Below are 23,993 nucleotides of genomic sequence, written 5' to 3' on the forward strand. Positions count from 1 at the left end.
TCCCAGGCGGCAGGGCTGCCGGGCTAACAAATACAGGCAAAGGGATGGCTCACTGTGTTCGCCACCCTTGCTGTCAGCGTTAGCCGGCAGCGGTATGAAAGTTTTTTCTATTTTTCCAATAGATGAATCACGAACCAAAATCTACGCCAGCAACCAGTCTGGTCAATTCCAGTTCTGATTAGTTCTCAGTAATGCATGTCTGTAGATTCTGTGTCAGTCGATGAAAAATCTGCGGTGTCTTGATGGGCATGTCAGCGTGGGTTCACGGTGTTTATGAGTATTTGGTCCGGCGCACTAAACCAGTTAAAAGTTGTATCAGCATTGGCGTTGCCTGCAAGTTTTCAGGCGGTAACTTTCATGTACTTCAATCGGTGCAGCAGGTGCAGGTTTTACTGAAACTTCTCTGCACCAATCAACATTGTCCCAGGCGGCAGGGCTGCCGGGCTAACAAATACAGGCAAAGGGATGGCTCACTGCGTTCACCACCCTTGCTGCCAGCGTTATAAGCCTAAAGGAACATTTGTGGAAACCGAGAGAATCAAGTTATCTCCTCCTTCAATGGAGTTAGTATCAAAAGTTCATGATGCTATCAAAGAAAGTGAGAATAATTTCAGTGTATATTTGCCTTGGGTTCCAAGTGCCTTATCTCATCCTGAAGAAAATATGAAAGAGGCAATTAAAAACTATGAATCATTTAATGGTGAGTTGAGATTTTTTATCATTGAAAAATCTACCGATGACCTACTTGGTGCCATTGGGTTGATAATACGAGATAAGACCGTACCATTTTTTGAAATTGGTTACTGGCTGAGAGATTCCAAAGCAGGTAAAGGCTTTGTCTCAGAGGCTTTAAAAGTTCTTGAACACTATGCATTTCAAGAGCTTGGCGCAAAACGAGTAGAAATCCGAGCAGCTGAATGTAACAAAAAAAGTCGTGCTGTTGCAGGGCGAAATGGTTATCAACTCGAAGCAATATTCATAAATGAACGCCGCCTTCCATCTGGTGAGTTATCAAATACCGTTGTGTACGGGAAAACCGGCTTATAACAAGTGCGTGGTGTCGGCAGCGAGCTGCCTGGGACGCCGCTTGCGACGGCGCCCCACACGCAGGCGTTAGTCGACAGCAGTACGAAAGTTTTTTCTATTTTTCCAGTGGATGAATCACGAACGAAAATCTACGCCAGCAACCAGTCTGGTCAATTCCAGTTCTGAGTAATTCTCAGTACTGCATGTCTGTAGATTCTGTGTCAGTCGATGAAAAATCTGCGGTGTCTTGTTGGGCATGTCAGCGTGTGTTCACGGTGTTTATGAGTATTTGGTCCGGCGCACTAAACCAGTTAAAAGTTGTATCAGCATTGGCGTTGCCTGCAAGTTTTCAAGTGGAAACTTTCATGCACTTCAATCGGTACAGCAGGTGCAGGTTTTACTGAAGCTCCTCTGCAATAATCAACATTGTCCCAGGCGGCAGGGCTGCCGGGCTAACAAATACAGGCAAAGGGATGGCTCACTGTGTTCGCCACCCTTGCTGCCAGAGTTAAACGGAATTTCAACATATGAGTAATGGCAAAGAGTTAGAAGAATACGTAAGAAATACGTATCAGTTCCTTCTCAATATGAAGGACGAAGGATTAAATGTAGAAAAAGATAAAAAATTAGTTGGTAAGTCTGGAGCGGTACATCAAATTGATGTTTATTATGAGTTTGTATTTGGCAATAGAATTCATCATGTTGCAATTGAATGCAAAGATTACTCATCTGCTGTTGACAAAGGTAGGGTTCAAGAATTTGCCTTAAAACTTCAAGATATTGGTAATATCTCAGGTGAAATGGTTTCTGCTAATGGATATCAGTCTGGTGCGAAAAAAATTGCAGAGCACTACGACATAAATCTAAAAACCATAAATGATTTACCAACTATGCCCCACTTGCTAGGAATGCGGTTGTCATCCGTTGCTTTGCCTGATGAAAGCTATAAAGCAGAACCATTCTGGACAATTATGGAGCTGAGAAATGATAAAGTAACAGGTTCATATTTTGGTCATACTCAAGATGGCAGAAAGTTCATACCACTTTTCTTTTCCAAATATCATGCATTGATGTACTTCCAAGAAAGTAATCTTGACACTAAATCGTGGGGAATAAGAGGGCTACCAAGACATGCTTTACGAGCCTTCATTCTTATGCTTGACCTTTTAAAACGTCAAAGTGTTGAACCCATGATTATGTTCAGGCCTCCTGGGGACACAAGTAATTCAGGCTTTGCAGGTTTCGTTACGGATCGTAAACTACTCGCAAAGGAGTATTATTGTGGTGAGGTTCCAGAGCCTGTGACAGATTCCGTTTAACAAATGCTACCAGTTCGTTCCGGGGCTTCGCCCCTCCACCGGACGCGCCTTCGGCACGCCGCTGAAGCAGGCGTTAGCCGGCAGCAGTATGAAAGTTTTTTCTATTTTTCCAATGGATGAGTCACGAACCAAAATCTACGCCAGCAACCAGTCTGGTCAATTCCAGTTCTGAGTAATTCTCAGTAATGCATGTCTGTAGATTCTGTGTCAGTCGATGAAAAATCTGCGGTGTCTTGCTGGGCATGTCAGCGTGGGTTCACGGTGTTTATGAGTATTTGGTCCGGCACACTAAACCAGTTAAAAGTTGTATCAGCATTGGCGTTGCCTGCAAGTTTTCCAGCGGTAACTTTTATGCACTTCAATCGGTGCAGCAAGTGCAGGTTTTACTGAAACTCCTCTGCAATAATCAACATTGTCCCAGGCGGCAGGGCTGCCGGGCTAACAAATACAGGCAAAGGGATGGCTCACTGTGTTCGCCACCCTTGCTGTCAGCGTTAGCTGCTAAGAGTAAATATGCACATTCCATCAAAATTTAAAGAAGAAAACCTGGATAAATTGCATGAGTTTATTCAAGAGTATCCGCTTGGCACTCTAATAGTTTCAGCTGAAAATACTTTGGATGCTGACCATATTCCGTTTTATCTTCAGAAACAAAAGAATGCACAGGTAATACTTCAAAGCCATATTGCAAAAGTAAACCCTTTATGGAAAAAGGTCTCAGACGGTCAGGAGGTTCTGCTTATCTTTCATGGACCAAACGCTTATATCAGCCCGAATTTTTATCCATCAAAGAAAGAAACGGGTAAAGTCGTTCCAACATGGAATTACTCTGTCGTACACGTTAGAGGTCGAATTTTTTTCAGGCATGAAAGTGACTGGATTCTGCAGCTGCTCAACAATATTTCTGACTTTTATGAACTAAACCAAACCCTTCCTTGGTCAGTTTCAGATGCTCCGTTTGAGTTCACTAAAAAACTGATAAATGCTGTTGTTGGTTTGGAGGTCGTTATTGATGATATAGTTGGTAACTTCAAGTTAAGTCAAAATAAAACAGCATCAGACTATTCAGGTGTCGTAAACGGTTTAGCGGCCTCAGAAAACAATTCAGATATTTCTGTGTCCAAGCAAATGCAACAATCAGCACGCAGCTAACAAGTGCGTGGTGTCGGCAGCAAGCTGCCTGGGACGCCGCTTACTGCGGCGCCCCACACCCAGGCGTTAGCCGGCAGCAGTATGAAAGTTTTTTCTATTTTTCCAATGGATGAGTCACGAACCAAAATTTACGCCAGCAACCAGTCTGGTCAATTCCAGTTCTGAGTAATTCTCAGTAATGCATGTCTGTAGATTCTCTGTCAGTCGATGAAAAATCTGCGGTGTCTTGTTGGGCATGTCAGCGTGGGTTCACGGTGTTTATGAGTATTTGGTCCGGCGCACTAAACCAGTTAAAAGTTGTATCAGCATTGGCGTTGCCTGCAAGTTTTCCAGCGGTAACTTTTATGCACTTCAATCGGTGTAGCAGGTGCAGGTTTTACTGAAGCTCCTCTGCAATAATCAACATTGTCCCAGGCGGCAGGGCTGCCGGGCTAACAAATACAGGCAAAGGGATGGCTCACTGTGTTCGCCACCCTTGCTGTCAGCGTTAGCCGGCAGCAGTATGAAAGTTTTTTCTATTTTTCCAATGGATGAGTCACGAACCAAAATCTACGCCAGCAACCAGTCTGGTCAATTCCAGTTCTGAGTAATTCTCAGTACTGCATGTCTGTAGATTCTGTGTCAGTCGATGAAAAATCTGCGGTGTCTTGATGGGCATGTCAGCGTGGGTTCACGGTGTTTATGAGTATTTGGTCCGGCGCACTAAACCAGTTAAAAGTTGTATCAGCATTGGCGTTGCCTGCAAGTTTTCAGGCGGTAACTTTCATGTACTTCAATCGGTGCAGCAGGTGCAGGTTTTACTGAAACTTCTCTGCACCAATCAACATTGTCCCAGGCGGCAGGGCTGCCGGGCTAACAAATACAGGCAAAGGGATGGCTCACTGCGTTCACCACCCTTGCTGCCAGCGTTAGCCGTCATAATAACATCGAGATGTATCGTAATGTCAGGAATAGTAGATCTTGAAAAACTTCTGGAAAGTATGAACCCAGTGTTAGTTGAGGATGAGTTTGTATTTTGCAATGTACCAGGTCAACTGTCCGAATATATCAACTTAAACCCACTTGCTACTTTCATTGAATCAGAGGGCATAACATTGGTTTTATCCAAAAGCTCTGCTGAAAGTGCTGGCATTAATTTTAAAAATACCTACAAGCAAATTACTTTAAGTGTGCATTCAAGCTTGGAGGCTGTTGGATTAACGGCAGCAATATCAAACAAACTTGCATCAAATGGTATCAGTGCAAATGTAATTGCAGCTTATTTTCATGATCACATTTTTGTTCAATCAGAAAAAGCTCAAGCTGCATTGGCTGCTCTGCACGAAATATCGGGGAATAACGGCTAACAAGTGCGTGGTGTCGGCAGCAAGCTGCCTGGGACGCCGCCTACGGCGGCGCCCCACACGCAGGCGTTATGTGCTTCGAGTGAACCTTCACCTGATTAAAATGTTCCAATAAGGTATAATAGGCAGATCTATTGAATACTGGATTAAGAAATGCCAACTATATCAATGTTTTATGGTCTGATTGTTCGAATGTATTACTTCGATAATCAGCAGCATAATATGCCTCATATTCATGTTTTTTATCAGAATTTTGAGGCAATTATCGAGATTCCTACGGGCAAAATACTCGAAGGAAATCTCCCCAAGAGCAAGCAAAAACTTGTTGATGCTTGGATAGAAATTCATAAAGAAAGTCTCATGGCTAACTGGGATTTAGCAGTAAATGGTGACTCAGTATTCAAAATTGATCCTTTAAAATAGGTGCAAATATGAATCCTGCGGTGAAATCAGTACAAGCTTTGGAAAATTACAAACTTCACATTGAGTTCGAGAATGATGAACTCAAAGAGTTCGATGTTTCCCCATACTTGGAAAAAGGTATTTTTGTAGAACTGAAGGATATTAATTACTTTAAGCAGGTAAGAGTTTCATTTGGTTCGATAGAATGGCCTAATGAGCAAGACTTCAGCAAAGACACTCTGTATCTTCTTGGCGTAACAATTCAGTCTTCTTCTCAAAAGCATTAATCGACCACGCACATAACGAATAAGGATAGATTGCGCCCAGCCGCAATCTTATCCTGTTGTTGCACAAGCCCGGGTTGAATTCTGGTAAGAAAGGTCTATTGAAGTTTACTTTTCTGGCGGACCTTGAATCAAAACGTTTTTTCTGAACGCTATTTATTCAGGATGAGTGTCTCCAGACCACTGCATTACGGTAGTCTTGGATATGACGGATCTGTCTGGCTGAGCTTACATTTCCTCCTTACTTGTGAATGGCGGTGTTTGTTGATGTGGCAATAGCTCAGGTCGGTTTCAGGAAACTGAACGCAATGTTTTTCATAGACTCACCGCAACGCCTGCATGTAAATTTCGGGCGAATGACGGGTTCGACTGCTTTCACCATCACATTTAAAACCAGTTGTACCAGTGATAATTGTTTTTTTGCGTTGCTGTGTAAAAATCCGTAATCCCGCGATCGTCGAAGTCGTCTGGGTAATACATGTTTCAGTACCAGCCACAGGAAGTCTTCTCCTGGCAGGGTCCGCTTCTCCTTTTTGCCGGTTTCACTGTTGAGGTAAGAAAAGGTCACCTTTCCTCGTTTGCTGGCCAGGATATTGTTGTCACTGATCACGCCTCGGTACAGATAGCGGGATAGATATTCAAGTGCTGGTAATCCTTTGCCTACCCGTTTGCAATTGACGATCCACTCTTTGGGCAGCCTTGTTTTCAGGCTCGGAGATAGTAGTCCCTGTTCGTCCAGGGCGCGAAGGAGTTTGGCTCGAAAGACCATGGCCAGGTTCTTGCCATTGAACAGGTAGTTGCCTGTGAGTTTGCGCCACTCTTTTCGTCGGGTATTGATGCCGCCACCTGGCACGACAAAGTGTATATGGGGATGGTAATCCAGTCGTCGGCTATGAGTGTGCAGGACGCCGGTCATTCCCAGGCCTGCATCCAGTTTTTTGGAATTGCTGCCGAATTCTTTTAGGGTGTCAGCTGCCGTTCTGAACAGTAAATCGTACACCTGTCGTTGATGTTGCCACGCCAGGTTTCGAAGTTGCGCTGGCAAGGTGAAGGTCACCATAAAGTATTCAACGGGCAGTAATTTTTGTCTTTGCCGCTGCAGCCACTCGCTGGTATCGGTGTTCTGGCAGCGGTTGCAGTGGCGATGCCCGCAGGACATGGGCTTTTGATCCCGTGTCCCGCAGCTGTTGCATTCCAGCAACGTCATACCGGCTGCCGACGTTCGACAGTGCTGTATCGCTTGCAGTGCTTTGATATGGCCAGGTAAAAGACATTGACTGTATTTTTCCAGAAACCGATCACCGTATTGCGCTGCTATATCGGAAAGCTTCATTGATCATCTCCTTTCAGCTTGAGTTCATTGATCAGATGATTCATCACTTTCCTGGTATTAAGTTGGGCGGTTTCTGTTAACTGGGTATAGATAGCGGTGGTTTTTGGGCACATGTGCCCGAGCAGCGTCTGAATAGCCCTGAGACTTAAACCCTGTTCAAGAAGGTGCGTGGCAAAGCTGTGTCGTAAACTGTGAGGGCTGACCTTTTTATTAATCCTGCATTCTTCAACCAGCTGTCTCATGGCTTTCTGGGTGCAGGAACGGCTCATGGGCTGAGTCGCCCGGTGCCGTTGCTGTGCGCTCTGGCCTTCAGGAAAAAGAAACCTTGGGTTTCGGTGAGTGGCCCAATAGCGGCGCAGGGCCTTAAGTGTTCGACTGGGAAGATCAACATAGCGATCCTTGCCGCCTTTGCAGGTGCGCAAATGGACTCTCATGAGTTCGGAATCAATGTCGGCAATGGTCAGGTTCAGGCCTTCGGCCAGCCTTAAGCCCATGCTGTAAAGTGTCAACAGAATGGTGTAATAGCGCAGTTTCCGTGCAGTATTGAGCAGTCGTTCTACCTCTGCAGGCGTCAGGATAACGGGCAGTCGCTTGACGGTCGGTGGTTTGATGATTTCAACAAAGTCCCAGTGTTTGCCCAGAACATGTTTCCAGAAAAACTGCAGGCCATTACGATCGGTTTTGACAGTGCTCCAAGAATGGCTTTCCACCAGGGCGGCAAAATAGGTTTTTAAATCCTCAGGGCTGAGTCTGTCAGGACAACGATCAAAGAAGGTTGCCAGCCGCCGCAGCGGCCTGCTGTATAGATCAATGGTTGATTTTCTTTTGCCCTGAAGCTTCAGGGTGGTGATGTGTTTTTGATACAGTTTGTCAAACCGGATTTGCTCAGAACGTTCCATGTTGCTTCCTTATATAAGCCGCGCCGGAGTGGTGCGGATATCAGGAAGTATTGGCAATGCCGGGGTGGCTGGGATGAACGGTATTTTTTTGCCGCGTTAGCGGCTTGGTTCAACAAATGCTTCCAGTTCGTTCCGGGGCTTCGCCCCTCCACCCGACGCGCCTTCGGCGCGCGGCTGAAGCAGGCGTTAGATTCTATTGAACGCTTGTATATCAATGTTTGAAGCTTCTATTCCGTTCTTCTCAAAACTATCAATCAGAAATTTCTTAGCTTCTTGAAATACTTCTATTGATCTGGGAAACCATGATTTTTTTGTAAGCGTTATCCAGTTGTAAGAATAACCCCCTGACCCATCATTTGCCGGAGCTTGTGCGCTGATAAAGTAGTGCCTTTTTATCACAGTCGTACCCTTGTTTTGTGCCTGAATCTAACGAATAAGGATAGATTGCGCCCAGCCGCAATCTTATCCTGTTGTTGCACAAGCCCGGGTTGAATTCTGGTAAGAAAGATCTATTGAAGTTTACTTTTCTGGCGGACCTTGAATCAAAACGTTTTTTCTGAACGCTATTTATTCAGGATGAGTGTCTCCAGACCACTGCATTACGGTAGTCTTGGATATGACGGATCTGTCTGGCTGAGCTTACATTTCCTCCTTGCTTGTGAATGGCGGTGTTTGTTGCTGTGGCAATACTCAGGTCGGTTTCAGGAAACTGAACGCAATGTGTTTCATAGACTCACCGCAATGCCTGCATGTGAATTTCGGGCGAATGACAGGTTCGACTGCTTTCACCATCACGTTTAAAACCAGTTGCACCAGTGATAATTGTTTTTTTGCGTTGCTGTGTAAAAATCCGTAATCCCGCGATCGTCGAAGTCGTCTGGGTAATACATGTTTCAGTACCAGCCACAGGAAGTCTTCTCCTGGCAGGGTTCGCTTCTCCTTTTTGCCGGTTTCACTGTTGAGGTAAGAAAAGGTCACCTTTCCTCGTTTGCTGGCCAGGATATTGTTGTCACTGATCACGCCTCGGTACAGATAGCGGGATAGATATTCAAGTGCTGGTAATCCTTTGCCTACCCGTTTGCAATTGACGACCCACTCTTTGGGCAGCCTTGTTTTCAGGCTCGGCGATAGTAGTCCCTGTTCGTCCAGGGCGCGAAGGAGTTTGGCTCGAAAGACCATGGCCAGGTTCTTGCCATTGAACAGGTAGTTGCCTGTGAGTTTGCGCCACTCTTTTCGTCGGGTATTGATGCCGCCACCTGGCACGACAAAGTGTATATGGGGATGGTAATCCAGTCGTCGGCTATGAGTGTGCAGGACGCCGGTCATTCCCAGGCCTGCATCCAGTTTTTTGGAATTGCTGCCGAATTCTTTTAGGGTGTCAGCTGCCGTTCTGAACAGTAAATCGTACACCTGTCGTTGATGTTGCCACGCCAGGTTTCGAAGTTGTGCTGGCAAGGTGAAGGTCACCATAAAGTATTCAACGGGCAGTAGTTTTTGTCTTTGCCGCTGCAGCCACTCGCTGGTATCGGTGTTCTGGCAGCGGTTGCAGTGGCGATGCCCGCAGGACATGGGCTTTTGATCCCGTGTCCGGCAGCTGTTGCATTCCAGCAAGGTCATACCGGCTGCCGACGTTCGACAGTGCTGTATCGCTTGCAGTGCTTTGATATGGCCAGGTAAAAGACATTGACTGTATTTTTCCAGAAACCGATCAGCGTATTGCGCTGCTATATCGGAAAGCTTCATTGATCATCTCCTTTCAGCTTGAGTTCATTGATCAGATGATTCATCACTTTCCTGGTATTAAGTTGGGCGGTTTCTGTTAACTGGGTATAGATAGCGGTGGTTTTTGGGCACATGTGCCCGAGCAGCGTCTGAATAGCCCTGAGACTTAAACCCTGTTCAAGAAGGTGCATGGCAAAGCTGTGTCGTAAACTGTGAGGGCTGACCTTTTTATTAATCCTGCATTCTTCAACCAGCTGTCTCATGGCTTTCTGGGTGCAGGAACGGCTCATGGGCTGAGTCGCCCGGTGCCGTTGCTGTGCGCTCTGGCCTTCAGGAAAAAGAAACTTTGGGTTTCGGTGAGTGGCCCAATAGCGGCGCAGGGCCTTAAGTGTTCGACTGGGAAGATCAACATAGCGATCCTTGCCGCCTTTGCAGTTGCGCAAATGGACTCTCATGAGTTCGGAATCAATGTCGGCAATGGTCAGGTTCAGGCCTTCGGCCAGCCTTAAGCCCATGCTGTAAAGTGTCAACAGAATGGTGTAATAGCGTAGTTTCCGTGCAGTATTAAGCAGTCGTTCTACCTCTGCAGGCGTCAGGATAACGGGCAGTCGCTTGACGGTCGGTGGTTTGATGATTTCAACAAAGTCCCAGTGTTTGCCCAGAACATGTTTCCAGAAAAACTGCAGGCCATTACGATCGGTTTTGACCGTGCTCCAGGAATGGCTTTCCACCAGGGCGGCAAAATAGGTTTTTAAATCCTCAGGGCTGAGTCTGTCAGGACAACGATCAAAGAAGGTTGCCAGCCGCCGCAGCGGCCTGCTGTATAGATCAATGGTTGATTTTCTTTTGCCCTGAAGCTTCAGGGTGGTGATGTGTTTTTGATACAGTTTGTCAAACCGGATTTGCTCAGAACGTTCCATGTTGCTTCCTTATATAAGCCGCGCCGGAGTGGTGCGGATATCAGGAAGTATTGGCAATGCCGGGGTGGCTGGGATGAACGGTATTTTTTTGCCGCGTTAGCGGCTTGGTTCAACAAGTGCGTAGTGTCGGCAGCAAGCTGCCTGGGACGCCGCTTTTGGCGGCGCCCCACACGCAGGCGTTAGCAGTACAAAACAACAGTCTCACTAAACATCTGGAAATAAACGTTCTTAAGAAACATTTTTTACGGTAAAATATGTCAAAACGAAGCTGAGATTTATTATGTATGGATAAGGCAAGACTATTCATAGCGTCATCGGTTGAGAGTCTCTCCGTTGCTGAAGCAATCAATGTGAATCTTGATCATGATATGGAAGTTACCATATGGAAAAATGGAACTTTTAATTTATCATCCAGCACTATTGATGATCTGGTAAAAAAGACCTCAAGCGTAGACTTTGCATTGTTTATCTTTACTCCAGACGATCTCGTCACCATCAGAGAAAAAGAGATAAACATAGTAAGAGATAACGTCCTGTTTGAGCTTGGATTATTTATCGGAGCTATCGGAAAAGAAAGATGCTTCATTCTAAAGCCGAGGGGAGTTGAACTTCATCTTCCAACTGACTTATTAGGTGTTTCACCTGCTGATTATGATCCTGATAGATCAGATGATGACCTGATTTCTTCAACAAATCGTGCGTGTACTCTTGTAAGGAAAGAAGTTAAGCGACTTGGAGTTATAGGCAGAGTTAGCATTTCAGCATCGAAAAAAATAATTGCAAATCCACAAAACTACGATCTTAAAACACCAGATTTAGCATTTTTAGCTGCTGCTTTAAGCACTCATACGCAACACCCAGAAGGTGTAGCTTTCCATGTGCTTTCCAGTAACGTTACTGAATTTGATCAAAACAGGTTGCAAATAACTGCTATTAAACTTGAAAGAATGAATCTATTAGAGAAAACAATAGAGGTTGATAACCAGTATGATGGAGAATATTATTCTTACAAAATTACTAATGATGGAATAGACATTCTTCTAAAAAATGAACATCTATTTGATACTGTGCCACCGACCGAGGTGCCAAGCGGCTTTGATGATATCGACTTTTAGCTATGTGCAATTGTACTGCTAATCGGGTAAGAGCTGGTCTTTCTCCAGCTCTCCCCACACCACCCGGCATGCGGGTCCGCACCGGGCGGTTCACCGAGGATAGTGAAACCTAATCCATAAGTCTTTCAGCGAAACAAGCCCAAGTTTTGCGAGGTAACTGTCGTTGAGTGCCTGCTGTGTTGCAAAGGTTTTGCTTAACCGGTAATACCCTTTGCTACTGATTGCGATCCCGGCGGCTTTGATGTGATCAACGCCCAACCTGACCAAATTTCGATAGCGGGTTTTCGGTTTACGCCACTGCTTGATAAAACAGCAGCGGATACGCCGACGTATCCATTGATCCAGTAGCGGTATAGGACGGTAATATTCGGTTATTCTGAAATAACCCATCCAGCCCCTGATATATTCGGTAAGCTTTCGCAAACGGTAGCCCATTGATACACCCCAGCTGCGGCTGGTGAGTTTAAGGACTTGCCGCCTGAAACAGCGCAGGCTCTTCTCTGTCCACCGGATTTTCTTACCTGTAAAGGTGAAACTCAGGAACTCTGCTTTGGTGGCTTTCACCACCTTGCTTTTGGTCGGATTTACCGTTAATTTCAGCCTTCGTTCAAGGTAACGGGTAATGCTATCCATCACTCGCTCCCCTGATCGTTGACTGCCAACGAGTATCACAAAATCATCACAGTAACGTGCGAAGCAATGACCCCGGTATTCCAGTTCCTTGTCCAGATCGTCGAGAAGTACATTTGACAGTAGCGGCGAAAGAGGGCCGCCTTGTGGCATACCTACCCGAGTCGGGTAGCATTGCCCATTAATCATGACGCCAGCACGAAGGTAGCGGCCTATCAGTTTTAATAGGCACTTGTCGTTAATCTTACGAGAGACTCTCGACATAAGGACATCATGGCTGACGGTATCAAAGAATTGACTCAGATCAACGTCAACTGCCTGATGCAGCCCCTGTTTGATATAGCGTTTAACCTGTTGCACGGCATCTTGTGCAGATCTTCCCGGTCTGTAACCAAAGCTGCTGTTTGAAAATCCGGGATCAAAGATAGGGGTTAACACCTGCACTATGGCCTGTTGTATGACCCTATCCTGAACGGTAGGAATTCCAAGCAACCTTTCTCCTCCATCGGGTTTCTCAATGACGGCCCGAAGCACCGGAGACGGTTTATAGGTTCCATCCAGTAAGGCTTGGCGCACTGAAGGCCAATGCTGTTTAGCAAAGTCAGGGTAGGCCTCAATGGTGACTCCATCAATGCCGGGAGCACCCTTGTTGCTTCTGACCTGTTTCTCGGCTCTGGCTCCTGCTTCGCCCTACCTCCTGCATTCTTGCAGTCGCATGCCTTCAGTAAGTTGGTAGGTTCCAGTGCATAACTTAGTAGATTGTGGTTCAAAGCTGGTTAAAGATTCTGTCGCCAGATACAGTGTTTCGCCGTTCGGCTGCACTGCTCCGAGGGAATCAGTCTTCTCTTTGTCTTCGGTGTTCAGTCCTTCGCTGACGACTGCCGGTCAGTTAATGACTTCTGTCGAACAGCTACGCGGTAACTGCTCCTGCGTTACTCTAGCTCCTGCATCCATGCAGTCGTATGACGTCTGCTGACTTCTACCCAAACACAGACAGGATTACTCCTGAATGCGCTACCGTGTTTCATCGAGTTCGCTCATTCCGGTTGATGAAGCCAGAATGCCAGACCTGTTGAACCAGTGGTCAAACTGGATATTATTCACGGTCGCCGGTTGGGCAGACCTCCCCGAATAAGAGCATGAACTGTCAGTACACAAAGCTTCCGCGTCCTGCTCACGCTCCTCACCTGCATCCATGCAGGCGACCGCTGCATTTACCGTATCTCTCAAACCAGAGGGCTTTGTGATCTTGTGCTCACTCGCCCACAAGACTCGGCCTTGTATACAGTTTCTGTCCGTCGGCTCGCACTTTTGCGCTCAGGCTTCCTCCGCACAATTCCTCGCGGAATTGCACTTGCCGTCGGCTAATGGTTATCATCGGTTGGCTTATTGGGCGCAAGATCCGATGCTGGTTTACCCATAGGGGACTTTCACCCCATAAGTTCATGCCCATGTCGGGCGTACACAACTCACTTGACGGGGACAGCTACGCTGCCCGTCAGCTTTGCGGTTATGCCCTTTGAGTAAAAAATCTTCTAAGGAGTATTATGCGGAGACAACGCTGGAGAATTTCTCCTCCAAAAACAATTACCATTGAGCTTTTTCAGCGCTTAGTTGAAGAATCCACCATTCTCCTAACTAGCCTTGGTACTTCGAATAGAACTATTACAGCCAAAGCTATTGCTGATGGTAAAGTTAGAAAGGTGGAGGGGGATGAATGTTGTTCTGTTTATGAGCCTTTCTCTTTTGAGAAAATTGATGAAATATCTTTCGAAGTAACTTTTCATAAAAATGAAAAAGAAAGCTGTCAAATTCATGTTGAATTCAGAAAAGAGCACGTCTATTTGAGTGTGTCCGATATTGAAACTGGTTGGTTGGATGCTATTTTTGAAGCGATGGAGAGAAATCTGAAAGCTTCAGGTCTTTTTAAAGGAGCTTGGCGATATAAGTTAACATCTGGCTTAATAAGGCTTCAAAATATATTTCTTATTTCTGGTGTTGCTTTACTCATATACCCTATTAGTGAAAACATAGATTTGTCCTATGTTGCAATAAGTCTGATTATTACTGGCGCAATTCCTGCCATCAATGACGTGTATCGGTTATTTAGACCGAAGAAGCCTATCCAAGTCATAGATGATCGCATCAGCCTCCCCAAAACAGAGATAGAAAAAATTGGCTTGTGGCTGGGTATCACATCAGCAATCGTTGCATTAGTGAAGGAAGCTTATTCATTTGTTAATTTCCTACTAACCTGACATGGGCAGAACAAGTGCGTCGTTTCACCAACAAAGCCGGCTGGGACGCCGCCTTCGGCGGCGTCCCACACACAGGCGTTAAGTGGCTACATACAAAAAAATAGGAATATAAAAATGAAAGTTATACCTACAGATAGCCTTTATAAATGGACTGCATTATCCGGTGTTACAATTTTTATCACTTCAATCTATTTTTTTGTTTCAAGGATCTTTGCTTATAAAGATAATCTGGCAGCATATGAAGAAGAAATTAATTTCATTTATTCAATAACAATGTGGGGTGCTGTTATAGGTTTTTTTGTTGCTCTTGCTGGATTTTGTTTATGGTACCAAAAGCTGCAAAAGTATATTGACATCGAACAAGCGGCTAGGGCAGAAGAGCAAAAAGCAAATGCTGAAATAACTAAGTTAAAGTTAGAGAAAGAAAAGTCTATAGAGTAGGGGGCAGCCAACCAGAACGCAACTTAACAAGTTCAGTCAAAGGGACGCTCACTTTGTTCGCGCCCTTACTGCAAGCGTCAGGTTAAGCCGCATTACCTATCATTGACATACTATAAATGATATATATACTATATTTGGTATGTGGAAAATATACGAACATAAGAAATTGGCTGGTCAGCTTCGAAAAATTCCGAAGGATGTCTTGCAAAGGTATGAAAAATGGAAGGATATCGTAATGATCTCAGGCCCTGGAGGCCTAAAGCAAATTCGTGGATTTAATGATGAGGCCCTACGTGGTGATTGGAAGGGCTTTCGATCATCACGCCTAAATATGCAATATAGAGTGATTTACAAAGTTGAGAAAGACAATGTTCTTGTGCAGGTCGTAAAAGTAACTCCACACGACTACAGGAGAAAATGAAATGAGCGAATATAGGAAAGCTAAACGTCATATAGAGGTGTCTGTGGGCGATTCGGTTCGGATTGTACGAGAGCTTCAAGAGCTCAGTCAGAATGAACTTGCGGAAATAACTGGGATACCGCAGTCTACACTTTCTGCAATCGAAAATAATCGAGTCAATCTTGGAGTTGAAAGGGCCAAGATCTTAGCTCGTGCCTTAAAATGTCATCCAGCCGTTCTAGTCTTTCCTGGTTGGGATATTAATCAAGAATCAGCGGCTTAACGAATAAGGATAGATTGCGCCCAGCCGCAGTCTTATCCTGTTGTTGCACAAGCCCGGGTTGAATTCTGGTAAGTAAGGTCCATTGAAGTTTATTTTTCTGGCGGACCTTGAATCAAAACGTTTTTGGAGAACGCTATTTATTCAGGATGAATGTCTCCAGAGCACTGCATTACGATAGTCTTGGATATGTCGGATCTGTCTGGATGAGCTTATATTTGCTCCTTGCTTGTGAATGGCGGTGTTTGTATGTGGCAATAGCTCAGGTCGGTTTCAGGAAACCGAACGCAATGTGTTTCATAGACTCACCGCAACGCCTGCATGTGAATTTCGGGCGAACGACGGGTTCGACTGCTTTCACCATCACATTTAAAACCAGTTGCACCAGTGATAATTGTTTTTTTGCGTTGCTGTGTAAAAATCCATAATCCCGCGATCTTCGAAGTCGCCTGGGTAATACATGTTTCAGTACCAGCCACAGGAAGTCTTCTCCTGTGTCAACAGAATGGTGTAATAGCGCAATTTCCGTGCAGTATTGAGCAGTCGTTCTATCTCTGCAGGCGTCAGGATAACGGGCAGTCACTTGACGGTCGGTGGTTTGATGATTTCAACAAAGTCCCAGTGTTTGCCCAGAACATGTTTCCAGAAAAACTGCAGGCCATTACGATCGGTTTTGACCGTGCTCCAGGAATGGCTTTCCACCAGGGCGGCAAAACAGGTTTTTAAATCCTCAGGGCTGAGTCTGTCAGGACAACGATCAGAGAAGGTTGCCAGCCGCCGAATTGGCCGTAAGCGGTATTTATTACCCACCTTGATTAAGGCTGGCCTTTGATTCCAGGGCAACAGCAGCTCGATATCTTCAACGGATTCTGCCCTCGGCAAATAAGTGAAGACTGTCTTCAGATAATGGCAGGGCTCTAATCCACAGGCTTTTGCTGTTTCCACCAAGCTGTAAAGATTGGCACTGGCTTTGGCTCCGTCAGTACTGTTACTGAACAACCACGCCTTGCGACCCACCACGAACGGGCGGATCGCATTTTCAGCCAGATTATTATCCATACGCAGGTAGCCCTCATCACCCCCTATGTCAGGATAGATGTCGCCTCTTTTGATTCATGACTCTCAATAACTGAGAGCATTCAGAAAGGGGCTGTTATGGCTCGCTACTCCAAAGAAATGAAAGAGTCCATTATCCAGAAGATGATGCCGCCTAATAATGTTTCCGTGACTCAGCTTAAAAGAGAAACCGGCATTACTGATGCAACCCTGTATACTTGGCGCAAACAGGCAAAAGCGCAAGGTGTAGCCGTGCCCGGTGATGGTAAGAATCCTCAGCAGTGGAGTGCTGAAAACAAGTTCGCGGTTCTGATGGAAACCGCCAACATGAACACAACAGAGCTATCCGAATACTGTCGTAAGAAGGGTCTCTACTATGAAGACTTGCAGCAGTGGAAAGCTGATTTTATCGCAGGCAGCACAAAGCCTGCTGAATCCCGTCAGGTACAGGCCGCTGCCAGACGAGATGACAAGAAGCGCATCCTGAAACTGGAAAAAGAACTCAAACGCAAAGACAAAGCACTTGCTGAAACCGCAGCATTGTTGGTTCTAACAAAAAAGGCAAACGCGATCTGGGGGGAGCGCGAGGACGATTGATTCCTCTCCCTGATCGCAAGGAAGCCGTTGCTTTAATCCAGGAAGCTGTTTCACAGGGTGCACGTAAAGTGAAAGCCTGTGCTGCGCTCAACCTGTCGATACGCACGGTTCAGCGCTGGCAAACGGATGTGGAACAGGTACGGGAAGATCAGCGTCAATACGCAGACCGGCGAATGCCTGCCAACCAACTGACCAAGAGTGAGCAGAACGAGATTCTGAAAGTCTGTAACAGCGAGCGATTTAAAAGTAAGTCGCCAAGCCAGATTGTACCGACACTGGCCGACGAAGGTGTTTATATGGCTTCTGAGTCAAGCTTTTATCGAGTGCTCAAGGCCTATAATCAACAGCATCACCGCGGTCGCAGTCGGAAGCCCGGAAAGCGGAAGCCAACATCGCATCGGGCCACGGGACCAAATCAGCTCTGGTCGTGGGATATAACCTTTTTAGGGTCACCCATCAGGGGTAAATATTATTACCTCTATTTGGTTCTGGACGTCTATAGCCGCATGATTGTGACCTGGGAAGTCCATGAGAGGGAGTCCTCTGATCTGGCTGCTCAGATGATCCGAAAAGCGTTCATGCAGCATAAGATCAGCCTTAAGGAACAACCGCTGGTCCTGCATTCGGATAATGGCAGTCCGATGAAGGGGGCGACCATGCTGAGTACTCTTCAGCAACTGGGTGTACAGACATTGTTCAGCAGGCCACGCGTGAGTAACGATAACTCATACTCAGAGTCAGGCTTCAGAACCATGAAATATCGTCCCGGGTATCCGAATCACTTCTCCAGTCTGGAGTCAGCCAGAAAGTGGGTGTACGGGCTCGTAAACTGGTACAACATGGAGCATAAGCACAGTGGCATCAAGTTCCAGACCCCCTACGACAGACACACAGGGAAGGCTCAGAAAAAGGTTCTGAATCGTGAAAGAGTTTACCGTAAAGCAAAAGAGCAACACCCTGAGCGATGGGGAAGCCGTGAAACCAGAAACTGGCAATTACCGGTAGAGGTGTGGCTTAACCCTGAGCGATCAGAGAATAAGCAGCATTGTGATTTAGCTGCATAAGTTGAGGCGACATCTACCTTGAAAGTTACCGGAATGGAGAAATTATAAATTAACCGGGAGTTTGAATATCAGCACTCGCTAATAACAGGAGCCGTATGTTTTACGGCTTTTTTTTGGTTTTTCTACAGGCTCGTTATCTGCTGCCAGCAATCAGTTAAACGAGAAGGTTTTGGTCTATGATTGTTTTCTTATTAATCACTTGAATGATGACTTAAAAGTGAAAAAGTTACTAAAGACAGTATGTTTATTCTATTGTTTCTCAGACTCTGCCAACTCGCAACCTGGACAAGGCTTCAATGATGTTTTTTCAAACTCTTTGATTCTTCCAAATATTTTACAATATTTAAGCTTTCAAGGCATTTCTTCATTCCGAACTGCTGTTGGTTGTGATTCATCTCTTTTGGGTTTGTCTGAATTAATACTAAGCTCGGGCCTACATGTAATAAGAACTATAAGTCCAAGAAGGTGGTTGAATTACGCATATCGTTCCTATTTAAGTGAAGATGGGGATTGGCAAGTGCGTGGAACACCTCAAGCAGGAATGGTGGAGTATTCTACAGACAGGGAGTTTGAAATTAAAAGAGTGATTTCATATTCAGAAGGTGAAAGAGATGAAGCTCCATGGGTCATGTTTGGGGAACTACATGATGGCTCAGCATTTCACTTTAGTGCTAGTTGTGATTATACTGGTTTTGATTGCCAAGGAGGCGGAGTGATAACGTATGCACCAAATTGGGTGGACTTACTCAATAATCTTAGCCCTCGCGCACTAGATTACCTGATTGGAAATTTAAATACATCTGATGAGTTCATTGCCCTCCTTCTAAAAAACAAAGACTGCCCTGAAATACTTAAACGTCTTTTTATTCAAGCACTTAATCAAAAAACGTAATAATTCATTCAAGTGTGTTCATGCGCATAACACATAGGAGCCGTAACTCTGTCAAGGGCAAATAACTGCCCTTGGCAACAGGAGCCAATAAAAAACTTGGCATGAGAGTCTACTTCGGTTTGTCATGATCCACTCTTAAATAATCGTTTACAGCAAACACATATTGAGGCTCTCTCACTGTGGTCTCACCACGGCCTGATGGCTTACACCCTGTTAACCTCAGGGGCACTTCGAGTAAATGGATTTATGAGATAGAACGACGCAGGAGCTAAAGTCGAGACATTTATCGGTTAAGCCTTACTGGCACTCCTCAAGTGAGTTGGCTCTGTCGTCCAGTTAGTTTCAGGCTCAGGTCGGGCGTAAACGATCTTGCCAAGTTCTCTGTTAATACGCACACAGACAGTGTCTAATCAAAAGGCCGGGTTCCCGCTCTTTAATACCTGCAGCATTTGAGACCTCAAGGGTCAGTCGTTTTATACGACGGCTGCAGTAGGCATTATCCGGTGGCTTCCAGTTAGACGGTCAGCTCGCTGTCTGCTGTTGTTGAGATCACGCAAGTTGTACTGGCTGGCGGTATTTTTGAGATGAGCCTTGAGTTCACCGGCGTATCGTACCAGCCTGTTTCTTCTTCGCAGGAAGTCCCTGGTAGCACGCATGGTTTCAGGAAATTCATAGGCTATGGGAAAATTGCTTCCCCGCAAGAGTTTGGCAATCTTGTAGGAATCAATTTTATTATTTTTGGCTTTTCCGCCGTGAATTGCCCTCATATAGAGGTCATGGCCCAGAACAAAATCGATGCCCTGATGACGACACCAGGTAGAGAGCCAATACCAGCAATGCGTGCATTCAGCACCCACAACAATATTGTTCTGATAAGGTTCGATTAGAGCCTGAAGAGCCGATGGATCAGCCGATATTTTATGGTGAACCAAGGTATTGCCTTGCTGGTAAAGAATACGAACGAAGAGCATTAGGGCATGGAGATCAATACCGTTACACAAAAGGAGAGTCAAAGGTCTATCTTTAACCGCCATGAAATTACCTGTTTCGACCCCCGGCACCACTGACCAGGACCTGCTTCAGCAGATCCTGGTCTTGCTGTCGGAGCGTGATCAGGAAATAGCTTCTCTTAAACATCAGCTGGCCTGGTTTAGACAACAGCTATTTGGTGAAAAATCCGAAAAGCGCCTGATTGAGAATCCGGACCAGCTGGCGCTGGGAGAAATCCTTCAGGACAAGCCTGAAGAGCAGGAAACTCCCTCAGAAACCATCACTTACGAACGGCGGAAAAAGAATCGCCCTGAAGACTGTGTGAGCGATCAGGGACTGCGCTTTACTGAAGATGTACAAGTTGAACTCATCCCTATGCCCGCTGTTGAAATGAAAGGTGAAGACGCAGACCAGTACGAAATCATTGATTACGATTACACCTATCGGCTGGCGCAGCGTCCTGCCAGCTATGTCATCCTGAAATATCAGCGCGAAGTCGTTCGTCGATGTGCTTCAGCGCATCAGTTACCGTCTGGCTTGAGATATCCGACAGCTAATCCCGCGAATCTGGAAAGAGAAATTCAGGGCTAATCAGTTAAAATCGGATCTCGACAAGCAGGGGGGAGTCTATACCCTGCTTGAATGCTCACTCCACTGAAGGGTCTGGATAAATGGATTCGACGACGATCACTGTGTTGTATCCCGAAGCAATCAGGTAGCAAAGGCTACCGAATACTAAGACGTCTGGGGGGAAGTCATTTCCTTGCATGGAATACGGCAAAATTAGCTCATGGACCCTGGCGGTTGAGTGGTAGTCCGGCGTTAACCCGAGCATTGTCGAATAGATATTTCAAGAACCTCAGGTTGCCAGAGCTGGCAGCAAGATGACTACAAAGTGTAGAACCAGGATGCTACCTGATCCGTAGGCTCGTGGTGTGGGAGGAGAAGAGTCGTGAGGCTCTGTCCTATCCCGATTATGTGCTGCAGCAGCCACTAAAATTTGCTAGTTCTAAAGCTACCCTATAATTGCAAAGTTAAACAGAGTGGTTATGAAAAAAATTTTATCTATAATTATTTTTTCTATATGTTACTCGCCTTCATGTTTATGCATGATTTTTATAATTTCTTGTAATAAAGAGAAAGTCGTTTTTCAAGGTTCAAATTCACACTCATCTACACAAGAAATCACTCTTTCAGTAAATGATTTGGGTGTCTCAGAAATAATTGATTGTTTTTATAATGAAGATTCTGTATTAACTATTTCGACAAACTTAGAGAGCTTTACAGTTCTAGATTCATTTACTGATAGCGCGGGCATTGATGTGTCATTACTTAATAGTAATGGTGAAGTAATTTCTCCATTGGGACAAAACTATACTCCGGATTGTGGACAAACAGGCTCATCTGGAATACCCTCAAGTATTTCAGTTCAAACAGCAATTAGGCATCTTTCTTTATTTAGTGATTCAGATAAAAAAAGAATGCTTCGCAAACTAGAAAAAAAAGAACCTCATAGACTGAAATTGAGCAAAGTGTTATTTGATACAGAAAGTGATTATTCAATAAACGTGCTAAACAAAGAGGCTCAAAGAAGATTAAAAGAAATATTCAACTTTGTTGATAGAAATTCCTTAGTTTCATTTATGAATTATCTATATCCAGAGAAAATAATTACCGAACATGGGGTCTATCTTATTTTAAAGTGGTACGATACTTGGCTCTCGAAGTGAATGCTCGTATCATCAAGGTCGGCAGTCAGTCTCACTTTACGACCCATCGTCGACTTTATCAGCCGCTTGCAGGCGGTGTTTTTCAAGATATGTCCCGATAACCAAGTTTTAGGCTGCTATTTTGATACAGTATGCAGCCCCTTATTCCCGTTCCAAGTTTCCGCTGGGGAGAAGGCTTAATAAGTATCAAGTGCAGCCGAAGGGATCGCTAACTGCGTTCGCCACCCTTGCCGCAAGCTTTATGTCTAATCCACATCACAACTTTCATGACTTTCGGTAGAAAAGTGCACTACCGACATAGAGTGTTTCTCACTACCTCGGAAAGCTTGATTGGTATAGCTAATATAAATAATATTTTTGTTTTTCGAGTCAATAATTCGCTCCACTCTTAATGTTTTATCCCCGATGCTTATTCTTACTTTATAAACCTCCTGCTGTTTTTGAAGGTGGTATAGTTTAGGAACTTTACCATCATTTTTAGTTGTTTTTATACAGCTAATACTAGAGTTAGAAGGGTTCCGGTAACTTTCAAGGTAGATGTCGCCTCAACTTATGCAGCTAAATCACAATGCTGCTGATTCTCTGATCGCTCAGGGTTAAGCCACACCTCTACCGGTAATTGCCAGTTTCTGGTTTCACGGCTTCCCCATCGCTCAGGGTGTTGCTCTTTTGCTTTACGGTAAACTCTTTCACGATTCAGAACCCTTTTCTGAGCCTTCCCTGTATGTCTGTCGTAGGGGGTCTGGAACTTGATGCCACTGTGCTTATGCTCCATGTTGTACCAGTTTACGAACCCGTACACCCACTTTCTGGCTGACTCCAGACTGGAGAAGTGATTCGGATACCCGGGACGATATTTCATGGTTCTGAAGCCTGACTCTGAGTATGAGTTATCGTTACTTACGCGCGGCCTGCTGAACGATGTCTGTACTCCTAGCTGCTGAAGAGTACTCAGCATGGTCGCCCCTTTCATTGGGCTGCCATTATCGGAGTGCAGAACCAGTGGTTGCTCCTGAAGGCTGATTTTATTCTGCATGAAAGCTTTGCGGATCATCTGAGCAGCCAGATCAGAGGACTCCCTCTCATGGACTTCCCAGGTCACAATCATGCGGCTATAGACGTCCAGAACCAAATAGAGATAATAATATTTACCCCTGATCGGCGACCCCAAAAATGTTATATCCCACGACCAGAGCTGATTCGGAGCCGTAGCCCGATGCGATGTCGGCTTCCGCTTTGCGGGCTTCTGACTGCGACCGCGATGATGCTGTTGATTATGGGCCTTCAGCACTCGATAAAAGCTTGACTCAGAAGCCATATAAACACCTTCGTCGGCCAGTGTCGGTACAATTTGGCATGGCGACTTACTTTTGAATCGCTCGCTGTTACAGACTTTCAGAATCTCGTTTTGCTCACTCTTGGTTAGTTGGTTGGCAGGCATTGTCCGGTCTGCGTATTGACGCTGATCTTCCCGCACCTGTTCTACATCTTTTTGCCAGCGCTGAACCGTGCGTATCGACAGGTTGAGCGCAGCACAGGCTTTCACTTTACGTGCACCCTGTGAAACAGCTTCCTGGATTAAAGCAACGGCTTCCTTGCGATCAGGGAGAGGAATCAATCGTCCTCGCGCTCCCCCCAGATCGCGTTTGCCTTTTTTGTTAGAACCAACAGTGCTGCGGTTTCAGCAAGTGCCTTGTCTTTGCGTTTGAGTTCTTTTTCCAGTTTCTGGATGCGCTTCTTGTCATCTCGTCTGGCAGCGGCCTGTACCTGACGGGATTCAGCAGGCTTTGTGCTGCCTGCGATAAAATCAGCTTTCCACTGCTGCAAGTCTTCATAGTAGAGACCCTTCTTACGACAGTATTCGGATAGCTCTGTTGTGTTCATGTTGGCGGTTTCCATCAGAACCGCGAACTTGTTTTCAGCACTCCACTGCTGAGGATTCTTACCATCACCGGGCACGGCTACACCTTGCGCTTTTGCCTGTTTGCGCCAAGTATACAGGGTTGCATCAGTAATGCCGGTTTCTCTTTTAAGCTGAGCCACGGAAACATTATTTGGCGGCATCATCTTCTGGATAATGGACTCTTTCATTTCTTTGGAGTAGCGAGTCATAACAGCCTCTTTTTGTATGCTCTCAATT

The 23,993-nt window shown here is 45.5% G+C and carries 24 protein-coding genes and 3 pseudogenes; 16 read left to right on the top strand and 11 right to left on the bottom strand.

Going from position 1 to position 23,993, the window contains the following annotated elements; translation table 11 throughout:
• Nucleotides 1–522: 522 nt before the first annotated feature.
• The 6 genes from P6910_RS10890 to P6910_RS10915 all read left to right on the top strand — a co-directional run bounded on the left by P6910_RS10890 (nucleotide 523) and on the right by P6910_RS10915 (nucleotide 5,529).
• Nucleotides 523–1,047, top strand: coding sequence for a GNAT family protein (locus P6910_RS10890; protein WP_317146281.1), 525 nt, complete (start codon nucleotides 523–525; stop codon nucleotides 1,045–1,047).
• Between the two features lie 506 nt (nucleotides 1,048–1,553).
• Nucleotides 1,554–2,345 (top strand): restriction endonuclease, encoded by a 792-nt coding sequence (locus tag P6910_RS10895; protein WP_317146282.1) that lies wholly within the window; start codon nucleotides 1,554–1,556, stop codon nucleotides 2,343–2,345.
• A gap of 513 nt (nucleotides 2,346–2,858) precedes the next feature.
• Nucleotides 2,859–3,497: an FMN-binding negative transcriptional regulator gene (locus P6910_RS10900; protein WP_317146283.1), complete on the top strand. Its 639-nt coding sequence runs from the start codon at nucleotides 2,859–2,861 to the stop codon at nucleotides 3,495–3,497.
• 941 nt (nucleotides 3,498–4,438) lie between these two features.
• Nucleotides 4,439–4,843 (top strand): ACT domain-containing protein, encoded by a 405-nt coding sequence (locus P6910_RS10905; protein WP_317146284.1) that lies wholly within the window; start codon nucleotides 4,439–4,441, stop codon nucleotides 4,841–4,843.
• A 150-nt stretch (nucleotides 4,844–4,993) separates the two neighbouring features.
• Nucleotides 4,994–5,263 carry a DUF4160 domain-containing protein gene (locus P6910_RS10910; RefSeq protein WP_317146285.1) on the top strand — a complete coding sequence of 90 codons (270 nt, stop codon included), beginning with the start codon at nucleotides 4,994–4,996 and terminating at the stop codon, nucleotides 5,261–5,263.
• An 8-nt stretch (nucleotides 5,264–5,271) separates the two neighbouring features.
• Nucleotides 5,272–5,529 carry a DUF2442 domain-containing protein gene (locus P6910_RS10915; RefSeq protein WP_317146286.1) on the top strand — a complete coding sequence of 86 codons (258 nt, stop codon included), beginning with the start codon at nucleotides 5,272–5,274 and terminating at the stop codon, nucleotides 5,527–5,529.
• 277 nt (nucleotides 5,530–5,806) lie between these two features.
• On the opposite strand, the gene P6910_RS10920 is transcribed toward P6910_RS10915, so the two are convergent.
• The 4 genes from P6910_RS10920 to P6910_RS10935 all read right to left on the bottom strand — a co-directional run bounded on the left by P6910_RS10920 (nucleotide 5,807) and on the right by P6910_RS10935 (nucleotide 10,400).
• Nucleotides 5,807–6,859 carry an IS91 family transposase gene (locus P6910_RS10920; RefSeq protein ID WP_317146287.1) on the bottom strand — a complete coding sequence of 351 codons (1,053 nt, stop codon included), beginning with the start codon at nucleotides 6,857–6,859 and terminating at the stop codon, nucleotides 5,807–5,809.
• Nucleotides 6,856–7,758, bottom strand: coding sequence for a site-specific integrase (locus P6910_RS10925; protein ID WP_317146288.1), 903 nt, complete (start codon nucleotides 7,756–7,758; stop codon nucleotides 6,856–6,858). Before P6910_RS10925 ends, P6910_RS10920 begins: the two co-directional genes overlap by 4 nt.
• A gap of 690 nt (nucleotides 7,759–8,448) precedes the next feature.
• The gene (locus P6910_RS10930; RefSeq protein WP_317146289.1) at nucleotides 8,449–9,501 is read right to left on the bottom strand and encodes an IS91 family transposase; all 1,053 of its coding nucleotides are present in this window, start codon (nucleotides 9,499–9,501) and stop codon (nucleotides 8,449–8,451) included.
• Nucleotides 9,498–10,400, bottom strand: coding sequence for a site-specific integrase (locus tag P6910_RS10935; RefSeq protein WP_317146279.1), 903 nt, complete (start codon nucleotides 10,398–10,400; stop codon nucleotides 9,498–9,500). Before P6910_RS10935 ends, P6910_RS10930 begins: the two co-directional genes overlap by 4 nt.
• A 284-nt stretch (nucleotides 10,401–10,684) precedes the next feature.
• Here P6910_RS10935 and P6910_RS10940 point away from each other — a divergent pair, with 284 nt between their 5' ends.
• Nucleotides 10,685–11,515: a nucleotide-binding protein gene (locus P6910_RS10940; RefSeq protein WP_317146290.1), complete on the top strand. Its 831-nt coding sequence runs from the start codon at nucleotides 10,685–10,687 to the stop codon at nucleotides 11,513–11,515.
• A 90-nt stretch (nucleotides 11,516–11,605) separates the two neighbouring features.
• Here the strand turns inward: P6910_RS10940 and ltrA are convergent.
• Nucleotides 11,606–12,808 (bottom strand): annotated as a pseudogene (gene ltrA / locus P6910_RS10945) (group II intron reverse transcriptase/maturase); the annotation flags it as partial.
• 346 nt (nucleotides 12,809–13,154) lie between these two features.
• Between ltrA and P6910_RS10950 the strand changes: the two are divergent.
• The 5 genes from P6910_RS10950 to P6910_RS10965 all read left to right on the top strand — a co-directional run bounded on the left by P6910_RS10950 (nucleotide 13,155) and on the right by P6910_RS10965 (nucleotide 15,527).
• Entirely contained in the window at nucleotides 13,155–13,280 is a 126-nt protein-coding gene (locus P6910_RS10950; RefSeq protein ID WP_317142120.1) for a hypothetical protein, read from the top strand.
• A gap of 412 nt (nucleotides 13,281–13,692) precedes the next feature.
• The gene (locus P6910_RS10955; RefSeq protein ID WP_317146291.1) at nucleotides 13,693–14,403 is read left to right on the top strand and encodes a hypothetical protein; all 711 of its coding nucleotides are present in this window, start codon (nucleotides 13,693–13,695) and stop codon (nucleotides 14,401–14,403) included.
• Nucleotides 14,404–14,517: 114 nt separating this feature from the next.
• Nucleotides 14,518–14,844, top strand: a complete 327-nt coding sequence (locus tag P6910_RS10960; RefSeq protein WP_317146292.1) for a hypothetical protein — start codon at nucleotides 14,518–14,520, stop codon at nucleotides 14,842–14,844.
• Between the two features lie 139 nt (nucleotides 14,845–14,983).
• The gene (locus P6910_RS26795) at nucleotides 14,984–15,265 is read left to right on the top strand and encodes a type II toxin-antitoxin system mRNA interferase toxin, RelE/StbE family (protein ID WP_410493900.1); all 282 of its coding nucleotides are present in this window, start codon (nucleotides 14,984–14,986) and stop codon (nucleotides 15,263–15,265) included.
• Between the two features lies 1 nt (nucleotide 15,266).
• Nucleotides 15,267–15,527 carry a helix-turn-helix transcriptional regulator gene (locus tag P6910_RS10965; RefSeq protein ID WP_317146293.1) on the top strand — a complete coding sequence of 87 codons (261 nt, stop codon included), beginning with the start codon at nucleotides 15,267–15,269 and terminating at the stop codon, nucleotides 15,525–15,527.
• Nucleotides 15,528–15,786: 259 nt separating this feature from the next.
• On the opposite strand, the gene P6910_RS26800 is transcribed toward P6910_RS10965, so the two are convergent.
• From P6910_RS26800 to P6910_RS10975, 3 genes and pseudogenes are all read right to left on the bottom strand, one after another.
• On the bottom strand, nucleotides 15,787–16,107 hold the full coding sequence (locus tag P6910_RS26800) for a transposase (RefSeq protein WP_410493901.1): 321 nt from the start codon (nucleotides 16,105–16,107) through the stop codon (nucleotides 15,787–15,789).
• Complete coding sequence (locus P6910_RS10970; RefSeq protein WP_317146536.1) at nucleotides 16,104–16,334, bottom strand: phage integrase N-terminal SAM-like domain-containing protein; 231 nt, start codon at nucleotides 16,332–16,334, stop codon at nucleotides 16,104–16,106. Before P6910_RS10970 ends, P6910_RS26800 begins: the two co-directional genes overlap by 4 nt.
• A gap of 21 nt (nucleotides 16,335–16,355) precedes the next feature.
• Nucleotides 16,356–16,601 (bottom strand): annotated as a pseudogene (locus tag P6910_RS10975) (transposase domain-containing protein); the annotation flags it as partial.
• Between the two features lie 78 nt (nucleotides 16,602–16,679).
• Here P6910_RS10975 and P6910_RS10980 point away from each other — a divergent pair.
• Nucleotides 16,680–18,241 (top strand): IS3 family transposase gene (locus P6910_RS10980; protein WP_317146294.1). Its coding sequence is split into 2 segments (ribosomal slippage): nucleotides 16,680–17,142 and nucleotides 17,142–18,241, totalling 1,563 coding nucleotides; the frame shifts between segments, so codons are not numbered across the junction.
• A 169-nt stretch (nucleotides 18,242–18,410) separates the two neighbouring features.
• On the top strand, nucleotides 18,411–19,133 hold the full coding sequence (locus tag P6910_RS10985) for a hypothetical protein (protein ID WP_317146295.1): 723 nt from the start codon (nucleotides 18,411–18,413) through the stop codon (nucleotides 19,131–19,133).
• A 554-nt stretch (nucleotides 19,134–19,687) separates the two neighbouring features.
• Here the strand turns inward: P6910_RS10985 and P6910_RS10990 are convergent.
• Nucleotides 19,688–20,167 (bottom strand): annotated as a pseudogene (locus P6910_RS10990) (IS110 family transposase); the annotation flags it as partial.
• Between P6910_RS10990 and P6910_RS10995 the strand changes: the two are divergent.
• Entirely contained in the window at nucleotides 20,166–20,714 is a 549-nt protein-coding gene (locus tag P6910_RS10995; RefSeq protein ID WP_317146296.1) for a transposase, read from the top strand. The pseudogene P6910_RS10990 and the gene P6910_RS10995 sit on opposite strands and share 2 nt — an antisense overlap.
• A gap of 518 nt (nucleotides 20,715–21,232) precedes the next feature.
• The gene (locus P6910_RS11000; protein ID WP_317146297.1) at nucleotides 21,233–21,853 is read left to right on the top strand and encodes a hypothetical protein; all 621 of its coding nucleotides are present in this window, start codon (nucleotides 21,233–21,235) and stop codon (nucleotides 21,851–21,853) included.
• 245 nt (nucleotides 21,854–22,098) lie between these two features.
• Here P6910_RS11000 and P6910_RS26805 read toward each other — a convergent pair whose 3' ends face one another.
• Together P6910_RS26805 and P6910_RS11005 are read right to left on the bottom strand one after the other, a co-directional pair.
• Nucleotides 22,099–22,392, bottom strand: coding sequence for a CreA family protein (locus P6910_RS26805; RefSeq protein WP_410493927.1), 294 nt, complete (start codon nucleotides 22,390–22,392; stop codon nucleotides 22,099–22,101).
• A gap of 11 nt (nucleotides 22,393–22,403) precedes the next feature.
• A protein-coding gene (locus P6910_RS11005) for an IS3 family transposase (protein WP_317142971.1) occupies nucleotides 22,404–23,965 on the bottom strand; the annotation gives its coding sequence in 2 pieces (ribosomal slippage) (nucleotides 22,404–23,503 and nucleotides 23,503–23,965; 1,563 coding nt in all).
• Nucleotides 23,966–23,993 lie beyond the last annotated feature (28 nt).

The organism is Endozoicomonas sp. 8E, assembly GCF_032883915.1.
Taxonomy (GTDB): Bacteria; Pseudomonadota; Gammaproteobacteria; order Pseudomonadales; family Endozoicomonadaceae; genus Endozoicomonas_A.